The organism is Tessaracoccus coleopterorum, from assembly GCF_011174705.1.
Classification (GTDB): Bacteria; Actinomycetota; Actinomycetes; order Propionibacteriales; family Propionibacteriaceae; genus Arachnia; species Arachnia coleopterorum.
Window position 1 is genome coordinate 2,531,611 of the sequence record NZ_JAANIJ010000001.1, and the last position, 18,142, is coordinate 2,549,752.

An 18,142-nucleotide genomic window follows, 5' to 3' on the forward strand; every position below is an offset into this window, starting at 1 on the left:
AGATACGAGCATCGTGCACGTCATGCGGCACGGCCAGGTGGAGAACCCCGGTGGCGTCCTGTACGGGAGGCTGCCCGGCTTCGGGCTCTCGGTGCTCGGCCGTGAGATGGCCGAGCGGATGGGAAGCTACTGGGCCGACGTGCCACTGACCCATCTGCGCTGTTCGCCGCTGCAGCGGGCGCAGGAGACCATGGCGCCCACCGCGGCCCGCCATCCCGGCCTCGTGATCGTCCCCGACTCCCGCGTCATCGAGGCGGACAACCGCTTCGAGGGCATGGTGTTCGGCAGGAACAATGCCGCGCTGCGCGACCCGCGGATGTTCTGGCACATGCGCAACCCCTTCCGCCCGTCCTGGGGCGAGCCTTACACCGAGGTGGCGGCCCGGATGCAGGCCGCGATCAGCGAGGCCGCCGTGGCCGCGGGCCCCGGAGGGCAGGCGCTCATCGTCAGCCATCAACTGCCCATCTGGATCGCCCGCCGCGCGGCGGAGGGCCGATCGTACGTGCACGACCCGCGCCGCCGTGAGTGCACCCTGTGCTCCGTGACCAGTTTCACCCTGCGCGACGGCGTCATCACCGGCATCGACTACGCCGAACCCGTGGCCGACCTGCTCCCCACCACCTCGAAGCGCAAGTTCAAGGTCGGCACGTGAGGCGCCTCACCGCTGCGCTGGCGGCGGGGGTGCTGCTGCTCGCCGGCTGCTCCGGTGATGCCGGTGGCGGTTCCCAGGCGGGCGATGCCGTCGGGTTTGTCGGGGCGACGGCACCGTCACGATCGTGCCCGCCGACCAGCGGGAGGCCGCTCCGGTGCTCGCAGGGCCCACGATCGACGGCGGCGAGGCCTCGACCGAGGACCACGCCGGCAGCATCATCGTCGTCAACGTCTGGGGATCCTGGTGCGCGCCCTGCCGCAAGGAGGCCCCGGAACTCGTCAACGCCTCGCAGGAACTCGGTGACGAGGTGGTGTTCCTCGGCGTGAACACCCGGGAGAACGATGTCGCTCCCGCGCGCGCGTTCGAGCGCAGCTTCGGGGTCGGATACGACAGCATCTACGACCCCGACGGAAAGCTCCTCCTCGGGTTCGGGCAGCTTCCCCCGAAGGCCATCCCCAGCACCGTCGTGATCGATGCCGAGGGCCGGGTCGCCGCCCGCATCCTCGGCGCCGTCGACGCGCGGACGCTCATCGGTGTGGTCGACGACGTCAGGGCCGGTTCCTGATGTTGCTGCTCGAGGGCTGGGCGAGCGACGCCCTCACATCGTCGATGCTGGTGGCGGTGCCGGTCGCCATGCTGGCGGGCATCGTCTCCTTCGCGTCTCCCTGTGTGCTGCCGCTCCTGCCCGGCTACCTCAGCTACGCCTCCGGCCTCGGCACCGCCGAGATCGCCGACGGGTCGGGCTCGAGGCGGCTGCTCGTCGGCGGCACCCTCGGCTTCATCCTCGGCTTCTCCGTGATCTTCGTGGTCACGGGTGCCGTGATCGGTGGGCTCGGGGCGGCGCTCCTGACCAACGCGCGCCTCATCACAGTGGTGCTCGGCTTCGTGATCATGGCACTCGGCGCCGCCTTCGCGGGCTGGCTGCCGATGCCGTCGGGCTGGCGACCGAACGTCGCCCCACGGCTCGGAGTGTGGGCATCGCCCCTGCTCGGAATGGTGTTCGGTCTCGGCTGGACGCCGTGCATCGGGCCTGCCCTCTCCGTCGTCCTCACCCTCGCGCTCAACGAGGGGTCGGCGGTGCGGGGGGCGTCCTCGCGTTTGCCTATGCGCTCGGCATCGGGCTTCCGCTGCTCGTGCTGGCGCTCGCGTTCTCCGCGTTTGCGCCGCGGCTCGACTGGCTGAAGCGCCACCAGCGGGGCATCCAACGAGTCGGGGCATCGCCATGATGCTGGTGGGCCTCGCGATGGTGACTGGGCTGTGGGACAGATTGATGGAGGTCCTGCGACAGTGGGCGGCAGAGTTCGGAACCATCCTGTGAGCGGCGGTAACCCGGTGGCGCAGTTCCTGCGCTGGGCGTGGGGGCAACTGACGAGCATGCGCACCGCGCTCGCGCTGCTGTTCCTGCTCGCGCTGGCCACCATCCCCGGTTCGATGATCCCGCAGACCACCGTGTCGCCGATCAAGGTGCTCGACTTCAAGAAGGCCTACCCCACCCTCGACAAGGTGTTCGAGCCGCTCGGCATGTACAGCGTCTACACGTCGGCAGGGTTCTCGGCCATCTACCTGCTGCTGTTCATCTCGCTGATCGGCTGCATCCTGCCGCGGATCGGCAAGTATCTGCGCGCGGTCCGCAAGCCGCCGCCCAGCCTCCCCGCACGCATCGAGCGGCTGCCCGAATCGGCGCAGGTCGCCCTGTCCCGTGACGCGCTCATCGCGCTCGACGACGCGGAGGCGTACCTCAGGTCGCAGCGCTACCGGATCCGCAGGACCGGAGCAGGCATCAGTGCCGAACGGGGCCACCTGCGGGAAGGTGGCAACCTCGTCTTCCACATCTCGCTCGTGGCAGTGCTGCTGGGGCTCGCCTGGTCGAACCTGCTCGGGTTCCACGGCACGGCGGTCGTCGTGGAGGGGCGGGGCTTCTCCAACGTCATCACCCAGTACGACGACTTCACATCCGGGGTGCTGCTCGACACGGACCGGCTCGAACCCTTCTCCGTCGACGTCAACAGCTTCACCGCCGAGTTCGAGACCGGCGAGGTTCAGCGCGGGGCGGCCCGCCGCTTCGATGCCGACGTCACAGTCGAGGACGCCTCAGGCCAGCGCGACGAACTGATGACCGTCAACGAGCCGGTGTTCACCTCCGGCGGAACCCAGGTCAACCTGCTGGGCCACGGATACGCGCCCTCGTTCACCGTCAAGGACGGCAACGGCGATGTCGCGTTCAGTGGGCCGGTGGTGTTCCTCCCGCAGGACGGCAACTTCGCCTCGGTCGGCGTCGTCAAGGTGCCGGACGCGCGTCCGCAGCGGCTCGCCTTCGAGGCGTTCTTCTACCCGACCGCGGTGCTGAACGAGATGGGCCCGCAGTCCGTGTTTCCCGACGCGCTCAATCCCGAGGTCTACCTGAACGCGTGGAGCGGCGAGCCGCGGGAGGAAACCGGAGTGCCCGAGTCGGTCTACACCCTCAACACCACCGGCCTCGATCAGGTGAAGGGCGACAACGGCGAACCGCTTCGCGCCGCGCTCCCCGTCGGTGGCGGGATGACGCTGCCCGACGGGCTCGGCTCGATAACCTTCGACGGGTGGGACCGTTGGGTCAAGATCCAGATCAGTGACACCCCCGGCAACCTGCTGACGCTGATCTCGATCGCGCTCGGAGTGGCCGGGCTGTGCGTGAGCCTGTTCGTCCGTCCCCGCCGCCTGTTCGTGCGGATCACAGACGGGGTGGCTACAGTGGGCGGTCTCGACAGGACCGACGCAGCGTCGGGCCTCGAAGACCAGGTGGCGGGCCTGCTGGCCGCCACGACAGGACCGGCCCCACGGGAGCCCGGAAGCGATGAGGAGCAGACCGCATGACGCTGTCCGAATGGTCGTACACCTCCATGGTGGCCGCGGCCGTCGCCTACCTCGTTGCCTTCGCGCTCTGCGCCCTCGAATGGTCCGCGGCGAGAGGGCTCGCGGCGGAGCGACCCGGGGACGGCCTCGAGGACGTGGCCCGCACCCGGGTGGACTTCTTCGGACGACTGGGGCTCTTCGTGACGACGATCGGCGCCTCCTCCACATCGGAGGCGTCGTGTTGCGCGGGGTCGCCGCAGGTCGCGCCCCGTGGGGCAACATGTACGAGTTCGTGACGGCCGCGCTCGCGTTCGGGTGCTGCTGTACCTGGTGTGTGCCTACCGGTTCGGGATGCGGTGGCTCGGCCTCGGCGCGAACCTGCTGTTCACCGTCGGCCTCGGCGTGGCCGTGACAGCCTTCTACGTCGATGTCGCGCCTCTGGTCCCGGCCCTGCACAGCGTCTGGTTCGTGATCCACATCGTGGCGGCCTGCATCTCCGGGGCGGCGTTCAACATCGCCGCCATCACCTCGGTGCTCTTCCTGGTCCGCGACTCAGCCCAACGCAGGGCCGAGGCGGCAGGCACCGGGCTGACGGGCTACCTCGCCAAGCTGCCGACCGCCAAGCGTCTCGACCTCATCTCCTACCGGTTGATCGCATTCGCGGTGCCGCTCTGGACCTTCACCATCGTCGCGGGATCGATCTGGGCCCAGTACGCGTGGGGCCGGTTCTGGAACTGGGATCCGAAGGAGACCTGGTCGTTCATCACCTGGATCATCTACGTCGCCTACCTGCACGCCCGGGCGACCGCGGGGTGGCGCGGGCGTCCCGTCGCGATCATCTCGATCATCGGCATGGTGGCCTTCTGGTTCAACTTCATCGGCGTCAACCTGCTCTTCAGCGGGCTGCATTCGTACGCCGGGATCTAGGCCGTGGCGGCCGACGAGGGCCCGACTGGCTGGTCCGACTCTACGAGGAGCAGGGGCTACCCTGCACCGGCTTGCCGTGCTGCTCGGAGCCGAGGAACAGTCGGGTCGCATCGTCCGCGGCGCCCTCCTGACCCTGCACCGCCGAAGCCACCGCATCATCGACCCCGCCGAACGCATCGAGTTCCTGCAGGAGCACGTGGTCCACGCGGCTCGCGCCGTCCGCCCACCCCAGCAGTCGATCGCCCTACCCGCCGTCGAGGACCCGCGCCAGAACGAGTTGCTCCGGCAGCTGTCGGTGCTCCCGTCACGCATGTCGGAGCTGGTGGTGGTGAGCCACTACCTGGGAGTGTTCGGGCCCGAGCTCGCCGGCGTCATGCGGATGTCGTTGCGTGGGAGCAACCAGAAGCTCGAGATTGTGCGGAAGGCACTCCGGGCCAACGTCGACGACGGCGAGTCACCGCCGGCGGGCTCGAGGCGCTGTCGCAGGAGGTCACCGCGGCGCTCCGCGCCGCCGCCCGCACTGTCCAGGCACCCGGCACGGAGACGCTGAGGGCCGAACTCGCCCAGTTGGGGGAGCCCGGGCAGATGCGGATCGGGGCGAGGACGGTGGTGGCGCTCACGCTTGTGGCGTTGCTCCTCGGGCTGGTGCTCGCGGCACTGACCCGACCCGCAGTCGCTCCCACGGAACCTGTGAATCCGACGCAGGGACCGGTGGCGAGGCCGACGGCGTCACGCTCGATGCCGGCTCAGGTGCGTGGCATCCCCATCTACTACGTGGGGCGCCAGGACCATGCGCTGTACCGGGAGCAGCGAGACCTCGCATCGTCGGGCGATCTGGTGCGTTCCGCCGTCGAGGCCATCCTCACGGTGCCCCGGCCGACCCCGACTACATGTCCATGTGGAATGCCGGGCAGGTGCTCGGCGTGGAACAGTCCGGCGGGTCCCTGATCGTCGACCTCTCACCCGAGGCGTACGCCGACCTTGAGGGGGAGAGGGCCTCGGAGCTCGCCCGCAACCAGATGGTCTACACCATCACCGACCTCGTCGCGGATCCGGAGCTCAGCATCCGGTTCCTGTCCGACGGAGGCACCCCGCCCCGGCGTTCGTCAACCTGGACGGCTTCCGGCGCGGTGATCTCGACCTGATGCCCACGGTGTGGATCACGGCGCCCAGGAATCTCGCCCGTCTGACCGACGGAGCGGTCATGATCACCGGTGTGGTCAAGCCCGAACACGGCGATCCGCTCATCCGGATCACCGACACCGACAGCGGCAGGGTGATCGCGGAGGAGCACGCGCAGACGTCAACGGCCGTGAATCCGGACGGGTGGCTCGCTTGGGGCCTCAGCGCGGAACTGCCACCCGGCAAGTACGAGGTGAGCGCCCGTCCGGCGGATGCGTTGCCCTCCGCCACGACCGAGACGAAGACCTTCGAGGTCAGTTGACCCCTGGCGATGCCAGGAAGCGCGCTGCCTTCGCCTGGAACCACGCGGGAGCGAAGCGGTTTGCGAAGGCGAGGGCAGAATTCCTGGCACCGTCGATGGCGTAGGGGCGGTGCTGCCCCAGGGTCCTGAACGTCGTGTCGACCACCTGCTGCGGGGTGCGCCGCCTCGCGAGCACGTTGTCGTCGCCGGCCTTCTGGAAGAACTCGGTATCGGTGGGGCCGGGGCAGATGGCCATGGCGCGCACCCCTGTGGTTCGCAACTCCTCCCACAGGGCGATGCTGAAGTTGAGGACGTACGACTTCGAGGCCGCGTAGACGGCCATCGTGGGTAGCGGCTGGAACGCGGCCGTCGAGGCGACGTTGATGATGGCACCATGACCACGGGCCACCATCCCGGGCACGGCGGCGCGCGACAGTTTCGTCAGCGCCACCACGTTCAGGTTGAGCTCGTCGAAGATCCGGTCGGGATCGGCATCGACGAACTCGCCGATGGTGCCGAAGCCGGCGTTGTTGACCAGGTAGGACAGAGGCTTGTCCGCCATCACCTCGATCAGGACGTCGCGCTGCTCCCGGACGCCGAGGTCGACGGCGACGGTGGCCGTCTCGACGCCGTAGCGGGAACGGAGGTCGGCGCCGAGGGCGTCCAGACGGTCGGCGCTGCGGGCGCTCAGGACCACATTGACTCCCTCGGAGGCGATCCGTTCGGCGAATGCGACGCCGAGCCCGCTCGACGCTCCGGTGACAACGGCCCAGGTTCTGCTCATGGGCCAACCTTATGCGCTGACCGGGGAGGCGGCTCGCCGTCGCATGCCGTCGCATGCCGTCGGACCGGTGAGGGAGCGTGACACAATGACCCCATGCAGCATTTCGACCTCGCCGTCATCGGCTCCGGATCCGGGAACTCGCTGATCGACGAGCGGTTTGCCGACTGGAACGTCGCCCTGATCGAGCGCGACCCCATCTTCGGCGGCACCTGCCTCAACCGTGGCTGCATCCCCACCAAGATGTTCGTGCTACCCGCCGATCTGGGCGCCAGCGCGCCCGAGGCCCAGCGCCTGGGCGTCGACCTGAGGTTCCAGGGCGCCGACTGGTCCGCCATCCGCGACCGCATCTTCGGCCGTATCGACCCCATCTCCGCCGGCGGGCTCGACTGGCGCGAGCGCTCCGGCAACGTGACGGTGTTCCACGGCGAGGCGTCCTTCACCGGCCCGAAGACGCTGCGCGTCGGGGACGACGAGATCAGCGCCGACCACATCGTGATCGCCACCGGCTCCAGCCCCGTCGGCTCGACATCCCCGGCCTCGACGAGGTGGGCGACCTCGTCTACACCTCCGACGACATCATGCGCGCCGACGAGCAGCCGAAGCGGCTCGTGATCGTCGGCGGTGGCTACGTCGCAGCCGAGTTCGCGCACATCTTCTCCGGGCTCGGCACCGACGTCACCGTCATCAACCGCTCGGACGTCCTGCTGCGTGGCTACGACAGGGACATCGCCGCCCGTTTCCAGGAGCAGCTCTCCTCCCGCGTGCAGCTGCGGCTCAACCAGAGCCTGGCTGCCGTCGAGAAGGACGGCAGGGGCATCACCGTGATCACCACCGACCGCACGGGCGTCGAGTACGAGTACTTCGCAGACGCGCTACTGCTCGCCGTCGGACGTGTCCGCAACTCGGAGGCACTGAACCTGGATGCCGCGGGTATCGAGACGCGTGACGGCGGCCAGATCAGGGTCGACTCCCGGCAGCGCACCACCACACCCGGCGTGTGGGCGATGGGTGACGTGTCATCTGACTACCTGCTCAAGCATGTCGCCAACGCGGAGACCCGCACGGTGCAGCACAACCTGCTCCATCCGGACGACCTCGTCGAGACCGATCACCGTTACGTGCCGCAGGCCGTGTTCAGCAACCCGCAGGTGGCATCCGTGGGGGCGACGGAGGAACAGCTCCGGGAGTGGGGGACACCCTACGTGTCCGCGACCCAGCAGTACGCCGACGTGGCCTACGGGTGGGCGCTCGAGGATGAGGGTCACTTCGTCAAGCTCCTCGCCGCACCAGGCACCTGGCACATCCTGGGTGCCCACATCATCGGGCCGCAGGCATCGACCCTGATCCAGCCCCTCGTCCAGGCGATGACCTTCGGGCAGAAGGTGCCCGACCTTGCCCGGGGCCAGTACTGGATCCACCCGGCGCTCCCGGAGGTCATCGAGAACGCCCTGCTCGCACTGATGGCCGCCCACAAGCCGGCCGAACTGCAGGGATGAGACTCCGGACGGGGCTCGCGGCCACCGTCGCCGTCGCAGGGCTCGTCGCCTGCGCCCCGAACTGCCCCTGAACGACGGCCGGATCCAGCCACCCGGTACCTCCACCGCGACCGCGACGGGGCCGGGCGGCCAGCCGAGCGCACCCCCGTCTCCGTCGCCGTCGCCGACCCCGGAGATCGATGCCTGCCTCGCGATGGCGGAGTCGCTCACCGATGCGCAGCGGGTCGGCCAGCTCTACATGCTGGGGGTCTCGACCGGCGGCCTCGACGAGACGACCCGCGCCGCCATCAGGGACAACTCGGTGGGCTCGGTCGTCCTCCTCGGCAACTCCACGGCCGGGCAGGGGCCATCAGGATGTTGACCGCGGAGCTCGGCAGCCTCGGCCCGGCCGAGCTCCCGCTCCTTGTCTCGGTCGATCAGGAGGGTGGCTCGGTGCAGCGGCTGCAGGGCCGGGGTTCACCCGGATGCCCGCAGCCCGCGACCAGGGTCTGCTCGCCCCGGAGAGCTGACGCGCGAGGCTGAGACGTGGGGCAGGAACTGCACGGCGCGGGCGTCCTCTACGACCTGGCGCCCGTCGGCGACGTGGTCCCCGAGGACCGACGCGCCACCAACGCCCCTATCGGCCAGCTGAAGCGCGACTTCGGCTCAGACCCCGACATGGTCGGCGCGAAGGTGCAGGAGTTCATCGCCGGGATGCACGAGGCCGGGGTGCGGACCTCCGTGAAGCACTTCCCCGGCCTCGGGCAGGTGGAGACAAACACCGACTTCGGCGTCGCACTCGACACCGAGGTGACGGCTGACAGCCCCACGTTGGAGCCGTTCCGGGCCGCGATCGACGCGGGCGTCGACTCGGTCATGGTGTCCTCGGCCATCTTCACGCTGATCGACAAGGACAATCCGGGAGTGTTCAGCGGGAAGGTGATCACGGAACTGCTGCGGGGCGGTTTCGGCTTCGACGGCATCGTGATCGCCGATGATCTGGGCGCCGCCAAGGCCGTCGCCGACATCGAACCGTCCCAGCGTGGCGTGAAGTTCATCGCCGCTGGCGGTGACATCGCGATCAACGCCGATCCGAGCCTGATGGGTGGGATGGTCGAGGCGACACTCGAGCGGGTCGCTGAGGACGACGGGTTCGCCGCGCGGGTCACGGAGTCCACGGCCCGGGTGCTGGAGTTGAAGGAGTCGGCGGGGCTGCTCAGCTGCGGCTGACACCACCGACCCTCCGATCGATCCCACCCCGGACCCCGCCACCCGGCTTGTGCGGCAGGTGCCGCGTGTCTGGCAGGTGTCGGCTCGACGGCAGGTGTCCTCAGCAGGGCAGGTGTCGACGGGGAGGCCGACTCAGCCGAAGCGGCCGGTGATGTAGTCTTCGGTGGCCTTCTGGTCCGGGTTGTGGAAGATCTTCTCGGTGGAGCCGATCTCGATCAGTTCGCCCGGCTGGCCGTGCTGCTTCAGGTTGAAGAACGCGGTCTGGTCGGACACGCGGGCCGCCTGCTGCATGTTGTGCGTCACGATCACGACCGTGTAGGTCTCCTTGAGTTCCTTGATGAGGTCCTCGATCGCGAGCGTCGAGATCGGGTCGAGCGCGGAGCACGGCTCATCCATCAGAAGCACGTCGGGAGCGACCGCAATGGCGCGGGCGATGCACAGACGCTGCTGCTGGCCGCCGGAGAGGCCGGAGCCGGGGCGTTCGAGGCGGTCCTTGACCTCGTTCCACAGGTTGGCGCCGCGCAGCGACCGCTCTACGATCTCGTCGGCCTCGGAGCGGGAGATACGGGCGTTATTCAGCCGCACGCCGGCCAGCACGTTCTCCTTGATGCTCTTCGTGGGGAACGGGTTGGGTCGCTGGAACACCATGCCGACCTGGCGCCGCACCCGCACGGGGTCGACGCCGCTGTCGTACAGGTCGACGCCGTCGAGGAGGACGTTGCCGGTGCAGTAGGCGCCGGGGATGACCTCGTGCATCCTGTTGAGCGACCGCAGCACGGTCGACTTGCCGCAGCCGGAGGAGCCGATGAACGCCGTGACGGAGCGGGGCTCGATGACCATGTTGACGTCCTTCACGGCGTGGAACTTGCCGTAGAAGATGTTGAGATCCTGGATCTCGATGCGCTTGGACATTGCTTTTCCTTTTCGTGGGTCAGCGGCCGGCCTTGGGAGCGAACTTCCAGGCGATCAGGCGCCCGATCAGGTTCAGTCCCATGACGATGATGATGAGGGTGAGCGCGCCGCTCCACGCGCGGTCGATGTAGGGCATCGGGTCGGCGCCGGGCGTCGTGTATTCGTAGTAGACGAACACCGGCAGCGTCGCCATCGGGTTCGAGAGCGGGTTGAGGTTCATCGATGCTGTGATGCCGGCGGTCACCAGCAGCGGTGCCGTCTCGCCGATGACCCGCGCAATGCCGAGCACGACGCCGGTGACGATGCCCGCCACCGACGTCGGCAGGACGATCCGCAGGATCGTGCGGTACTTCGGCACGCCGAGGGCGTAGGAGGCCTCGCGGAGCTCGTTGGGAACGAGCCGCAGCATCTCCTCGGTCGATCGCACCACGGTTGGGATCATCAGGACGGAGAGGGCTGCGGCGCCCGAGATGCCGTTGTTGGTGCCGGGGCCGAGCACGATGGAGAAGATCGTGTAGGCGAAGAGGCCGGCCACGATCGACGGGATGCCCGTCATCACGTCGACGAAGAAGCGGATCACCCGGGCCAGGAGAGTCATGCGGGCGCTGCCGCTGTACTCGACCAGGAAGATGGCGGCGAGGATGCCGATGGGTACGGAGATCAGGGTGGCGAGGCCGGTGATGATCAGCGTGCCCCAGATGGCGTGCACCGCGCCGCCGCCCTCACCGACGATGTTGCGCATCGACGAGTTGAAGAACTCGCCGTCGAACCGGGCGAGACCCTTGGAGAGCGTGCCCAGGATGACGGAGAACAGCGGGAAGAGGGCGAGGATGAAGAAGCCGGTCACGACGTTGCGGGCGAGCCGGTCCTTCGCCTTGCGGGGCCCCTCGACCGCGGCGGACAGGGCGTAGTGGCCGACGAGGTAGACGGCCGCGCCGATGATGATGCCAGCTGCCGGTGATGTGATCCCGAACAGGGACAGGATCCCGAACGTGACGGCGAGCGATCCGACGAGCATTGCGAGCGTCGCGTACTTCGGCAGCTGCGCCGATGTCAGGATGTTGCGCGGTTTCTGGGTGGACGCGATCGTGCCGTGCATCAGTTGGCTCCAGAGAACTCGGCGCGCCGCGCGACGATCGCGCGGGCAGCCATGTTGACGATGAGGGTGATCACGAACAGGACGAGGCCCGATGCGATCAGCTGGTTCCTGCCGAGCCCGTAGGCCTCAGGGAACTGCAGCGCGATGTTCGCGGCGATCGAGTTCGGGTTCGACGAGGTGAGCAGTTTGAGGTGGAAGCCGTTGCCGGGGGACAACACCATCGCAACGGCCATCGTCTCGCCGAGCGCCCGGCCGAGGCCGAGCATGCACGCGGACACGATGCCGGGGGTACCGAACGGCAGCACGGCCTGGCGGATCATCTCCCAGCGGGTGGCGCCCAGAGCGAGGGACGCCTCCTCGTGCAGCCGGGGTGTCTGGAGGAACACTTCGCGCGACACCGCCGTGATGATGGGCAGCACCATCACGGCGAGCACGAGGGCGACGGTGAGGATGGTGCGGCCGGTTCCCGACACCTGACCGCCGAAGAAGATCGACAGCACCGGGACGTTGCCGAACGTCGCGTTCAGCCAGGCGTACAGGGGCTGCACCATCGGTGCCAGCACGTTGATGCCCCAGAGGCCGAAGACGACTGATGGGACGGCCGCCAGCAGGTCGATCACGTAGCCGAGGCTCTGGGCGAGCCTCCGGGGCGCGTAGTGGGTGATGAAGAGCGCGACTCCGATGGCCACCGGAACCGCGAAGAGCATCGCGAGCGCGGCGGCCCAGACGGTGCCCGCCGCGTAGGGCAGCACCCATGACCAGAAAGCGCCGTATGGAAGGTCATCGGTGGGTGAGACGAGGGCGGGCATCGACAGCACGACCAGGAACGTCGCCACCGCGGCGAGGATCACGAGGATGACGGTGCCGGAGCCCGTCGTGACGCCCTTGAACAGCGCGTCGCCGAAGCTCCGTGGGTTCCGACGCAGCGATTCGGGGCCGTGGATGGGCCCGAAAGGTCCGTCCCGGTGGTGTCGGTGGTCATTGAGCAGTTCTCCTGATGAGGCTACGGGGCCCGGTCCCTGACCCGGCTCGACGCGCCCACCCGGAAAGAGTGGACGCGTCGGCGCGGCAAGGCGGTTTCAGATTACGTGATCCGGGTCACTTGATCGAAGCGACGGCGGCGGTCACCTGGTCGCGGAGCGTCGCGGACAGCGGAGCGGAGCCGGCCGACGAGGCGGCCGCCTGCTGGCCCTCCTCCGAGGCGATGTAGCCGAGGTAACCCTTCACGAGCTCGGCCTTGGCGCTGTCCTGGTACTCGGCGCAGGCGATGGCGTAGGACACGAGCACGATCGGGTAGCCCTCGGCCAAGCGGTCGAGCTTGATGGCGATGTCGCCCTCGGCGCGCCCCTCCTCGAGGGGGAGTTCTCGACGGCGGCGGCCGCGGCCTCCTCGGTCGGTGCCTCGAACCTGCCCTCTGGGCCGATCTTGGCGACCGCCGCGGTGCCGGCCTGCGAGGCGTCGGCGTAGCCGATCGTGCCCCTGCCGCCGGTGACGGCCGCGACGACGCCGGAGGTGCCCTTGGCAGCCTCGCCGCCGTCGATCGGCCACTCCTGCGACTTCTCGTCGGTCCAGACGCCCTCTGCGGCGACCGCGAGGTAGTCGGTGAAGTTCTCGGTGGTGCCCGACTCGTCGGAGCGGTGCACCGGCGTGATGGCCTGGTCCGGGAACGTGACGCCCGGGTTGAGGGCGGCGATGGCCGGGTCGTTCCAGCTGGCGATGTCTCCGCGGAAGACCTTGGCGAGCACCTCAGGCGTGAGGTTCAGCTCGGTGACGCCCTCGATGTTGAAGATGACGGCGATGGGGAGATGTAGATCGGGAGGTCGAGCGCGGTCGACCCGGGGGTGCACCCGGCGAAGGCTCCGGCCACATTCTCGTCGACCTTCAGCGCACGGTCGGAACCGGCGAAGTCGGCGCCACCGCCCATGAAGGCCTCACGGCCCGCGCCGGAGCCGTCGGGGGAGTAGTTGATGGTCACGTTGGGGTTCGCCATCTGGAACTGGGCGGTCCAGGTCTCCTGCGCGACCTTTGCCGAGGAGGCTCCCTTACCCGACAGGGTGCCCTCAAGGTTGGCTGAGGGGTGTCGCCGGCGGGGCCGAGGCGGAGCCGGAGTCGGCCGGAGCAGGGGTGATCTCGTTGGCGGCGCACGCCGAGAGGAGCAGCGCGGCAGAGATTCCTGCGGCGGCGGTGAGACGAATCTTCATTCGGGGAGTGCCTTCCGAAGCGGTGAGAGTCGGGCCCGGTGGGCCGTGCCGGAAAGTACCGGCTTCGCAACGGACGCTATGCGCGGAAGGTAACGCGATCGTCAGTCCTGGGTGAACAGAAGGTGAACGGGTGGCGAGCTTTGGTGTCGCGCCTCAGGCAGTGGGCTTGTGCACCTCGACGGCGACCCGTTCGCCGTCTGCGTCGCGGTGGATCACGATCGCCTCGCCGACCACCATCGGGCGTGGTTCCAGACCGAGCCCCTCGAACATCGAAGGAATGACCGGGCGGTGCCCGCAGATGGCCGTCGGAACGCTCAGCGTGCGCATCAGCTTGGCGGTGTAGCGCCGTACATCCTTGGGCCGGATCGTGCCGACCTCCTCCGTGAGCACGTCCGCGGTCCGCACCGGGATCCCGTGGAACGCCGAGTACGGGGCGAGTGTCTGGGTGCACCTCGTCGACGACGACGACACGAGGTCCTCCACACCGTACGCGCTGAGCAGTTGGGTCAGCATCTCGGACTGCCTCCGGCCGCGGGCGGTCAGTCGGCGCTCCTGATCGGGGCCGCTCCAGTCCTTGCGGAGCATCGCCTTGCCGTGGCGCACCAGGATCAGCGGGATCGTCGGCGGCTTCAGCAGCGCCGCGGACAGCGCCCTGCGCTCGTCGGCGTAGGTGAGCTTGCGCATGGCCTTGTCAAGGGAGAGCCACCGGACCTTGTCGACCTCGTCGTTCGGCTCGAAGGGGAGTTCCTCGACGACCTCGGCGCGCCAGTACTCCACCTTCTTGGGGCCCTTGGACACCTGATAGCGCATCGACGGCAGCCGCAGCCCGAGCCGGACCCGGTAGCCGGTCTCCTCGAGCACCTCGCGCACCGCAGTGTGGGGCGACAACTCGTCGGTCTTGCCCTTGCCCTTGGGCAGTGACCAGTCGTCGTAGCGTGGGCGGTGGATCGCCAGCACCTCGATGTCGTCGAGGTGCTCACCGCGCAGCACGACGGCTCCGGCGGCCCGGATCTTGACGGTCCTGCTCATCATCGGGAGGAACGCCGCGCCGCGGTCTGCTGGATGAGGGACTCCTGAAGGTCGGTCAGCTGGTTGCCTTCCGCACCGTGGGTGTGTGCGGTCCACTCGGAGTCGAGCAACTCCCAGTGGACGGTGTCCGGGGAGAACGCCTGCTCGAACAGGTTCTCGATCTGCGTGATGTGTGCCGGATGCGACAGTTGGACGATGGCCTCGACGCGACGGTCCAGGTTGCGGTGCATCAGATCGGACGACCCGATCCCGACGACAGGTTTTCCGCCGCCGGCGAACCAGAACACGCGGGAGTGTTCGAGGAACCGGCCGAGGACGGAGCGGACCCGGATGTTCTCGCTCAGCCCTCGACCCCGGGCCGGATCGTGCAGATGCCGCGGATCCACATGTCGACCGACACCCCGGCCTGGGATGCCCGGTACAGCGCGTCGATGATCGCCTCGTCGACGACGGAGTTGACCTTGATCCGGATGCCGGAGGGTCGGCCCGCCTGGTGGTTGGCGATCTCGTCTTCGATGTGGCCGATCAGGCCGTCGCGGATGCCGTGCGGGGCCACGAGCAGGCGGCGGTAGTTCGTCTCCTGTGTCATACCGGACAGGTGGTTGAACAGCCGCGCGATGTCGTCGGTGATGATGGGGTTGGACGTGAGCAGCCCCATGTCCTCGTACATGCGGGCCGTCTTCGGGTTGTAGTTGCCCGTCCCGATGTGCGCGTAGCGGCGCAGGCCGTCACCCTCCTCCCGCACCACCAGCGCGAGCTTGCAGTGCGTCTTCAGGCCGAGCATGCCGTAGACGACGTGGACGCCGTACTGCTCGAGCTTGCGCGCCCAGCCGATGTTGTTCTGCTCGTCGAAGCGGGCCTTGATCTCGACGATGGCGAGCACCTGCTTGCCCGCCTGCGCCGCCTCGATCAGGGCGTCGACGATGGGCGAGTCGCCCGACGTGCGGTACAGGGTCTGCTTGATGGCCAGAACCGCGGGGTCGGCCGCCGCCTGCTCGATGAAGCGCTGAACCGACGTGGCGAACGAGTCGTACGGATGCTGGACGAGGACATCGCGCACCTTGAGGGCCTTGAACATGTCTGCCGGGCGGGAGGACTCAACCTGTGCGAGGTCGGGGTGGGTGATCGGCAGGAAGTTGGGGTACTTCAGGTCCTCGCGGCGCGAGTCGCTCAGGGCCATCAGCGCGGTCAGGTCGAGCGGGGCGCGGAGCCGGAACACCTCGTTCTCGGTGACGTCCAACTCGGTCATGAGCATGGCGAGCATCTCCTCGTCGATGCTCTCCTCTACCTCGAGACGTACCGGCGGCCTGCCGACCTTGCGGCGCAGCAACTCGCGCTCCAGGGCGAAGAGGAGGTTCTCGGCGTCGTCCTCCTCGACCTCGATGTCCTCGTTCCGGGTGACGCGGAACGTCGTGTACGACTGGACCTGCATGCCCGTGAACAGTTGCCCGAGGTGGCGGGAGATGATCTCCTCGAGCGGCACGAAGCGACCCTCGGCAAGTTTCACGAGCCGCGACAGGAGTGGCGGCACCTTCACCCGCGCGAACTGCCTCGTGCCGGTGGTCGGGTTACGCAGCAGGACGGCCAGCGACAGGGAGAGGCCCGAGATGTAGGGGAAGGGATGAGACGGGTCGACCGCCAGCGGCGTCAGCACGGGGAAGATGCGTTCGGCGAAGAACGCCCGCATCCGGTCCTTCTCGGCGGCCGTCAGCTGATCCCAGTCGAGGATCTCGATGCCCTCGGTTGCGAGAGCGGGGCGGACGTCCTCGTGGAACACGCGCGACTGCTCCGCCACCAACTCGGCGACCCGTTCGAGCAGTTCGTTGTGGAGCTCACCCGGCATCTTGCCCGCGGGGGTGGGGACGGCGACACCGGCGGCGATGCGCCGCTTCAGGCCGGCGATGCGGACCATGAAGAACTCGTCGAGGTTGGACGCGAAGATCGCCAGGAACTTCGCCCGCTCGATCAGCGGCACGCGCTCCGCGTCGCAGGCCTGGTCGAGGACCCGCTTGTTGAAGGCGAGCCACGACAACTCCCTGTCGAGGTAGCGGTCCGCGGGGAGCGGTGGCTGGGTCACTGTCATCGCCTCCTGGAGAAACTGGTGTCGATCTGGGCGACCTCGAAGCCCGCGTTCCGGTACATCTTCACGACGCGCTCCTGGCCACCCTCCACGTACAGCTGCACGCGGGTGTCACCAGAGTAGAACAGGTGGTTTAGGCCTCTTTCAAGCAGCACCCTCCCGAGACCCTTACCTTCGTGGTCGGGGCGACGGCCATCACGTAGACCTCGCCGAGCCCTCCGCCGTGCCGCTTCGTCCAGTGGAAGCCGGCCACCGTTGCGTCCCGCTTCGCGACGAGGAGGCCCGCCGGGTCGAACCACGACTGCCGCGTCAGGTCGTCGAACTCGTCGACGGTGAGCCGCCCCTGCTCGGGATGGTGGACGAAGGCGGCGGCGTTGACGGCGACCACGGCCTCCCGGTCGGCGGGGTGTAGGGGGCGATCGTGTAGCCGTCAGCGGTCGGTTCGGGGCCGGTCGGGGCATCGAGCGCGCGCTCCATCCGGTAGAGCTCGCGCACCGGCTCGAGGCGCAGCTGGGCCGCCAGTTCGTGGGTCCCGGGCAGCGTGCCGAACGCCCAGATCGTGTAGTCCGGGTAACTTCCCAGCGCCTCGGTGAGGAGCTGGTAGGCGACGCCGTCCTTGCGGTGGTCAGGATGCACACACACCTGGAGGGTGTGGTCACGCTCGTCGCACACGACGAACCCGTACGGGTCGGAGCGCAGCCCCATGAAGAAGAAGTCGGCATCACGGATCCCGTCGATCCCATCGAGGCGGACTCGTTGATGGGGAGATCCCGTCGAACTCCTCGACGGCCGCGGCGAGGCGCAGGAATGCGTCGCGCATCTTCGGGGTGAGGGTGGTCAGATTAACCAGCACGGTGGGCCTCCCGGTACTGGCGAAGCGGTAACCGACGTTCCGCACAGTACCGATGTAGTGGTCGAACTGGCCGAGCTTAGCCCGAAGACGGCGCACGTGGACATCCACCGTCCGGGTGCCCCGTAGTAGTCATAGCCCCACACCTGGCTGACGAGGGTCTCGCGCGACAGCACCCGGCCCGGGTGCTGCATCAGATAGCGCAGCAGCTCGAACTCGGTGTACGTCAGGTCGAGCGGCTCGCCGTCGACGGACGCCGAGTAGGCGGCGCCGTCGACCCGGATGGGGCCGGCGGTCAACACGTCGGGATCTGCGTTGGCGCGCGTCAGCATCCGCAGCCGGGCATCCAGCTCTGCGGGCTCGGAGCCGGTGGCCACGAAGTCGTTGAACCCCACTCGGGCTGAGGACGGCGAGCCCCGACACTGCGACGATCAGCAGGATCGGGGTGCCGCCGGCCTGCGAGAGGCTGTGGCAGGCGGACCGGGCGCCGGACAGTTCGGTGCGGCCGTCCACGATGATGACATCGGCGGCCTCAATCTCGAGCAGGGCCTGGGCGGCGGAGGGCACCCTGGTGACCGTGTGGCTCAGGAGCGCCAGTTCCTCCGGAGGTTCGACCCCGGAGACGAAGATGACTGCACTCATAGGTGA

At 68.5% G+C, this 18,142-nt stretch carries 20 protein-coding genes and 7 pseudogenes; 12 read left to right on the forward strand and 15 right to left on the reverse strand.

Annotation, left to right across the window (positions count from 1 at the left end):
• The first annotated feature begins 22 nt into the window (after positions 1 to 22).
• The 9 genes and pseudogenes from G7085_RS16255 to G7085_RS16295 all read left to right on the forward strand — a co-directional run bounded on the left by G7085_RS16255 (position 23) and on the right by G7085_RS16295 (position 5,855).
• Positions 23 to 652: a histidine phosphatase family protein gene (locus G7085_RS16255; RefSeq protein ID WP_197512927.1), complete on the forward strand. Its 630-nt coding sequence runs from the start codon at positions 23 to 25 to the stop codon at positions 650 to 652.
• A pseudogene (locus G7085_RS27065) lies at positions 649 to 1,217 on the forward strand (TlpA family protein disulfide reductase). Before G7085_RS16255 ends, G7085_RS27065 begins: the two are co-directional and overlap by 4 nt.
• Before the next feature lie 44 nt (positions 1,218 to 1,261).
• Positions 1,262 to 1,970 (forward strand): annotated as a pseudogene (locus G7085_RS16265) (cytochrome c biogenesis CcdA family protein).
• A gap of 56 nt (positions 1,971 to 2,026) precedes the next feature.
• Entirely contained in the window at positions 2,027 to 3,505 is a 1,479-nt protein-coding gene (resB, locus tag G7085_RS16270) for a cytochrome c biogenesis protein ResB (protein WP_231980580.1), read from the forward strand.
• Positions 3,502 to 4,411: pseudogene (gene ccsB / locus G7085_RS16275) on the forward strand (c-type cytochrome biogenesis protein CcsB). Before resB ends, ccsB begins: the two are co-directional and overlap by 4 nt.
• 76 nt (positions 4,412 to 4,487) lie before the next feature.
• On the forward strand, positions 4,488 to 4,961 hold the full coding sequence (locus G7085_RS16280) for a hypothetical protein (RefSeq protein ID WP_197511755.1): 474 nt from the start codon (positions 4,488 to 4,490) through the stop codon (positions 4,959 to 4,961).
• A 35-nt stretch (positions 4,962 to 4,996) separates the two neighbouring features.
• A complete protein-coding gene (locus tag G7085_RS16285) occupies positions 4,997 to 5,359 on the forward strand; it encodes a hypothetical protein (protein ID WP_197511756.1) in 363 nt (120 codons plus the stop codon).
• The gene (locus G7085_RS16290; RefSeq protein WP_197511757.1) at positions 5,335 to 5,556 is read left to right on the forward strand and encodes a hypothetical protein; all 222 of its coding nucleotides are present in this window, start codon (positions 5,335 to 5,337) and stop codon (positions 5,554 to 5,556) included. Before G7085_RS16285 ends, G7085_RS16290 begins: the two co-directional genes overlap by 25 nt.
• Positions 5,556 to 5,855 carry a Gmad2 immunoglobulin-like domain-containing protein gene (locus G7085_RS16295; protein ID WP_197511758.1) on the forward strand — a complete coding sequence of 100 codons (300 nt, stop codon included), beginning with the start codon at positions 5,556 to 5,558 and terminating at the stop codon, positions 5,853 to 5,855. Before G7085_RS16290 ends, G7085_RS16295 begins: the two co-directional genes overlap by 1 nt.
• Here the strand turns inward: G7085_RS16295 and G7085_RS16300 are convergent.
• A complete protein-coding gene (locus G7085_RS16300) occupies positions 5,848 to 6,618 on the reverse strand; it encodes an SDR family NAD(P)-dependent oxidoreductase (RefSeq protein ID WP_197511759.1) in 771 nt (256 codons plus the stop codon). The genes G7085_RS16295 and G7085_RS16300 overlap by 8 nt on opposite strands.
• A gap of 93 nt (positions 6,619 to 6,711) precedes the next feature.
• Here G7085_RS16300 and G7085_RS16305 point away from each other — a divergent pair.
• The 3 genes and pseudogenes from G7085_RS16305 to G7085_RS16315 all read left to right on the forward strand — a co-directional run bounded on the left by G7085_RS16305 (position 6,712) and on the right by G7085_RS16315 (position 9,323).
• Positions 6,712 to 8,114, forward strand: a pseudogene (locus G7085_RS16305) (mycothione reductase).
• A 193-nt stretch (positions 8,115 to 8,307) separates the two neighbouring features.
• Positions 8,308 to 8,475 carry a hypothetical protein gene (locus G7085_RS16310; RefSeq protein WP_197511760.1) on the forward strand — a complete coding sequence of 56 codons (168 nt, stop codon included), beginning with the start codon at positions 8,308 to 8,310 and terminating at the stop codon, positions 8,473 to 8,475.
• 164 nt (positions 8,476 to 8,639) lie between these two features.
• Positions 8,640 to 9,323 (forward strand): glycoside hydrolase family 3 protein, encoded by a 684-nt coding sequence (locus G7085_RS16315; RefSeq protein WP_197511761.1) that lies wholly within the window; start codon positions 8,640 to 8,642, stop codon positions 9,321 to 9,323.
• Between the two features lie 132 nt (positions 9,324 to 9,455).
• Here the strand turns inward: G7085_RS16315 and pstB are convergent, their stop codons facing one another.
• From pstB to G7085_RS35350, 14 genes and pseudogenes are all read right to left on the reverse strand, one after another.
• Positions 9,456 to 10,235 carry a phosphate ABC transporter ATP-binding protein PstB gene (gene pstB / locus G7085_RS16320; protein ID WP_197511762.1) on the reverse strand — a complete coding sequence of 260 codons (780 nt, stop codon included), beginning with the start codon at positions 10,233 to 10,235 and terminating at the stop codon, positions 9,456 to 9,458.
• A 19-nt stretch (positions 10,236 to 10,254) separates the two neighbouring features.
• Complete coding sequence (gene pstA, locus G7085_RS16325; protein ID WP_197511763.1) at positions 10,255 to 11,334, reverse strand: phosphate ABC transporter permease PstA; 1,080 nt, start codon at positions 11,332 to 11,334, stop codon at positions 10,255 to 10,257.
• On the reverse strand, positions 11,334 to 12,185 hold the full coding sequence (pstC, locus tag G7085_RS16330) for a phosphate ABC transporter permease subunit PstC (RefSeq protein WP_456300400.1): 852 nt from the start codon (positions 12,183 to 12,185) through the stop codon (positions 11,334 to 11,336). The genes pstA and pstC overlap by 1 nt, the downstream gene beginning before the upstream one ends.
• 247 nt (positions 12,186 to 12,432) lie before the next feature.
• Positions 12,433 to 12,561, reverse strand: coding sequence for a hypothetical protein (locus tag G7085_RS30855; RefSeq protein ID WP_269451895.1), 129 nt, complete (start codon positions 12,559 to 12,561; stop codon positions 12,433 to 12,435).
• A complete protein-coding gene (locus G7085_RS16335; RefSeq protein ID WP_331715737.1) occupies positions 12,558 to 13,181 on the reverse strand; it encodes an extracellular solute-binding protein in 624 nt (207 codons plus the stop codon). The genes G7085_RS30855 and G7085_RS16335 overlap by 4 nt, the downstream gene beginning before the upstream one ends.
• Entirely contained in the window at positions 13,094 to 13,501 is a 408-nt protein-coding gene (locus G7085_RS30860) for a PstS family phosphate ABC transporter substrate-binding protein (protein WP_331716015.1), read from the reverse strand. The genes G7085_RS16335 and G7085_RS30860 overlap by 88 nt, the downstream gene beginning before the upstream one ends.
• 187 nt (positions 13,502 to 13,688) lie before the next feature.
• Positions 13,689 to 14,567: an NUDIX hydrolase gene (locus G7085_RS16340; protein WP_197511764.1), complete on the reverse strand. Its 879-nt coding sequence runs from the start codon at positions 14,565 to 14,567 to the stop codon at positions 13,689 to 13,691.
• Positions 14,564 to 16,647 (reverse strand): annotated as a pseudogene (locus G7085_RS16345) (RNA degradosome polyphosphate kinase). The gene G7085_RS16340 and the pseudogene G7085_RS16345 overlap by 4 nt, the downstream one beginning before the upstream one ends.
• Complete coding sequence (locus G7085_RS32950; protein ID WP_331715738.1) at positions 16,644 to 16,799, reverse strand: hypothetical protein; 156 nt, start codon at positions 16,797 to 16,799, stop codon at positions 16,644 to 16,646. The pseudogene G7085_RS16345 and the gene G7085_RS32950 overlap by 4 nt, the downstream one beginning before the upstream one ends.
• Positions 16,778 to 17,032 carry a GNAT family N-acetyltransferase gene (locus tag G7085_RS16350; protein ID WP_197511765.1) on the reverse strand — a complete coding sequence of 85 codons (255 nt, stop codon included), beginning with the start codon at positions 17,030 to 17,032 and terminating at the stop codon, positions 16,778 to 16,780. The genes G7085_RS32950 and G7085_RS16350 overlap by 22 nt, the downstream gene beginning before the upstream one ends.
• Positions 16,954 to 17,349, reverse strand: coding sequence for a GNAT family N-acetyltransferase (locus G7085_RS16355; protein ID WP_197511766.1), 396 nt, complete (start codon positions 17,347 to 17,349; stop codon positions 16,954 to 16,956). The genes G7085_RS16350 and G7085_RS16355 overlap by 79 nt, the downstream gene beginning before the upstream one ends.
• A gap of 16 nt (positions 17,350 to 17,365) precedes the next feature.
• Positions 17,366 to 17,497 (reverse strand): hypothetical protein, encoded by a 132-nt coding sequence (locus G7085_RS30865; protein ID WP_269452266.1) that lies wholly within the window; start codon positions 17,495 to 17,497, stop codon positions 17,366 to 17,368.
• 176 nt (positions 17,498 to 17,673) lie between these two features.
• Positions 17,674 to 17,826, reverse strand: a pseudogene (locus G7085_RS35345) (DNA-binding response regulator); the annotation flags it as partial.
• Between the two features lie 76 nt (positions 17,827 to 17,902).
• Positions 17,903 to 18,136, reverse strand: a pseudogene (locus G7085_RS35350) (hypothetical protein); the annotation flags it as partial.
• Positions 18,137 to 18,142 lie beyond the last annotated feature (6 nt).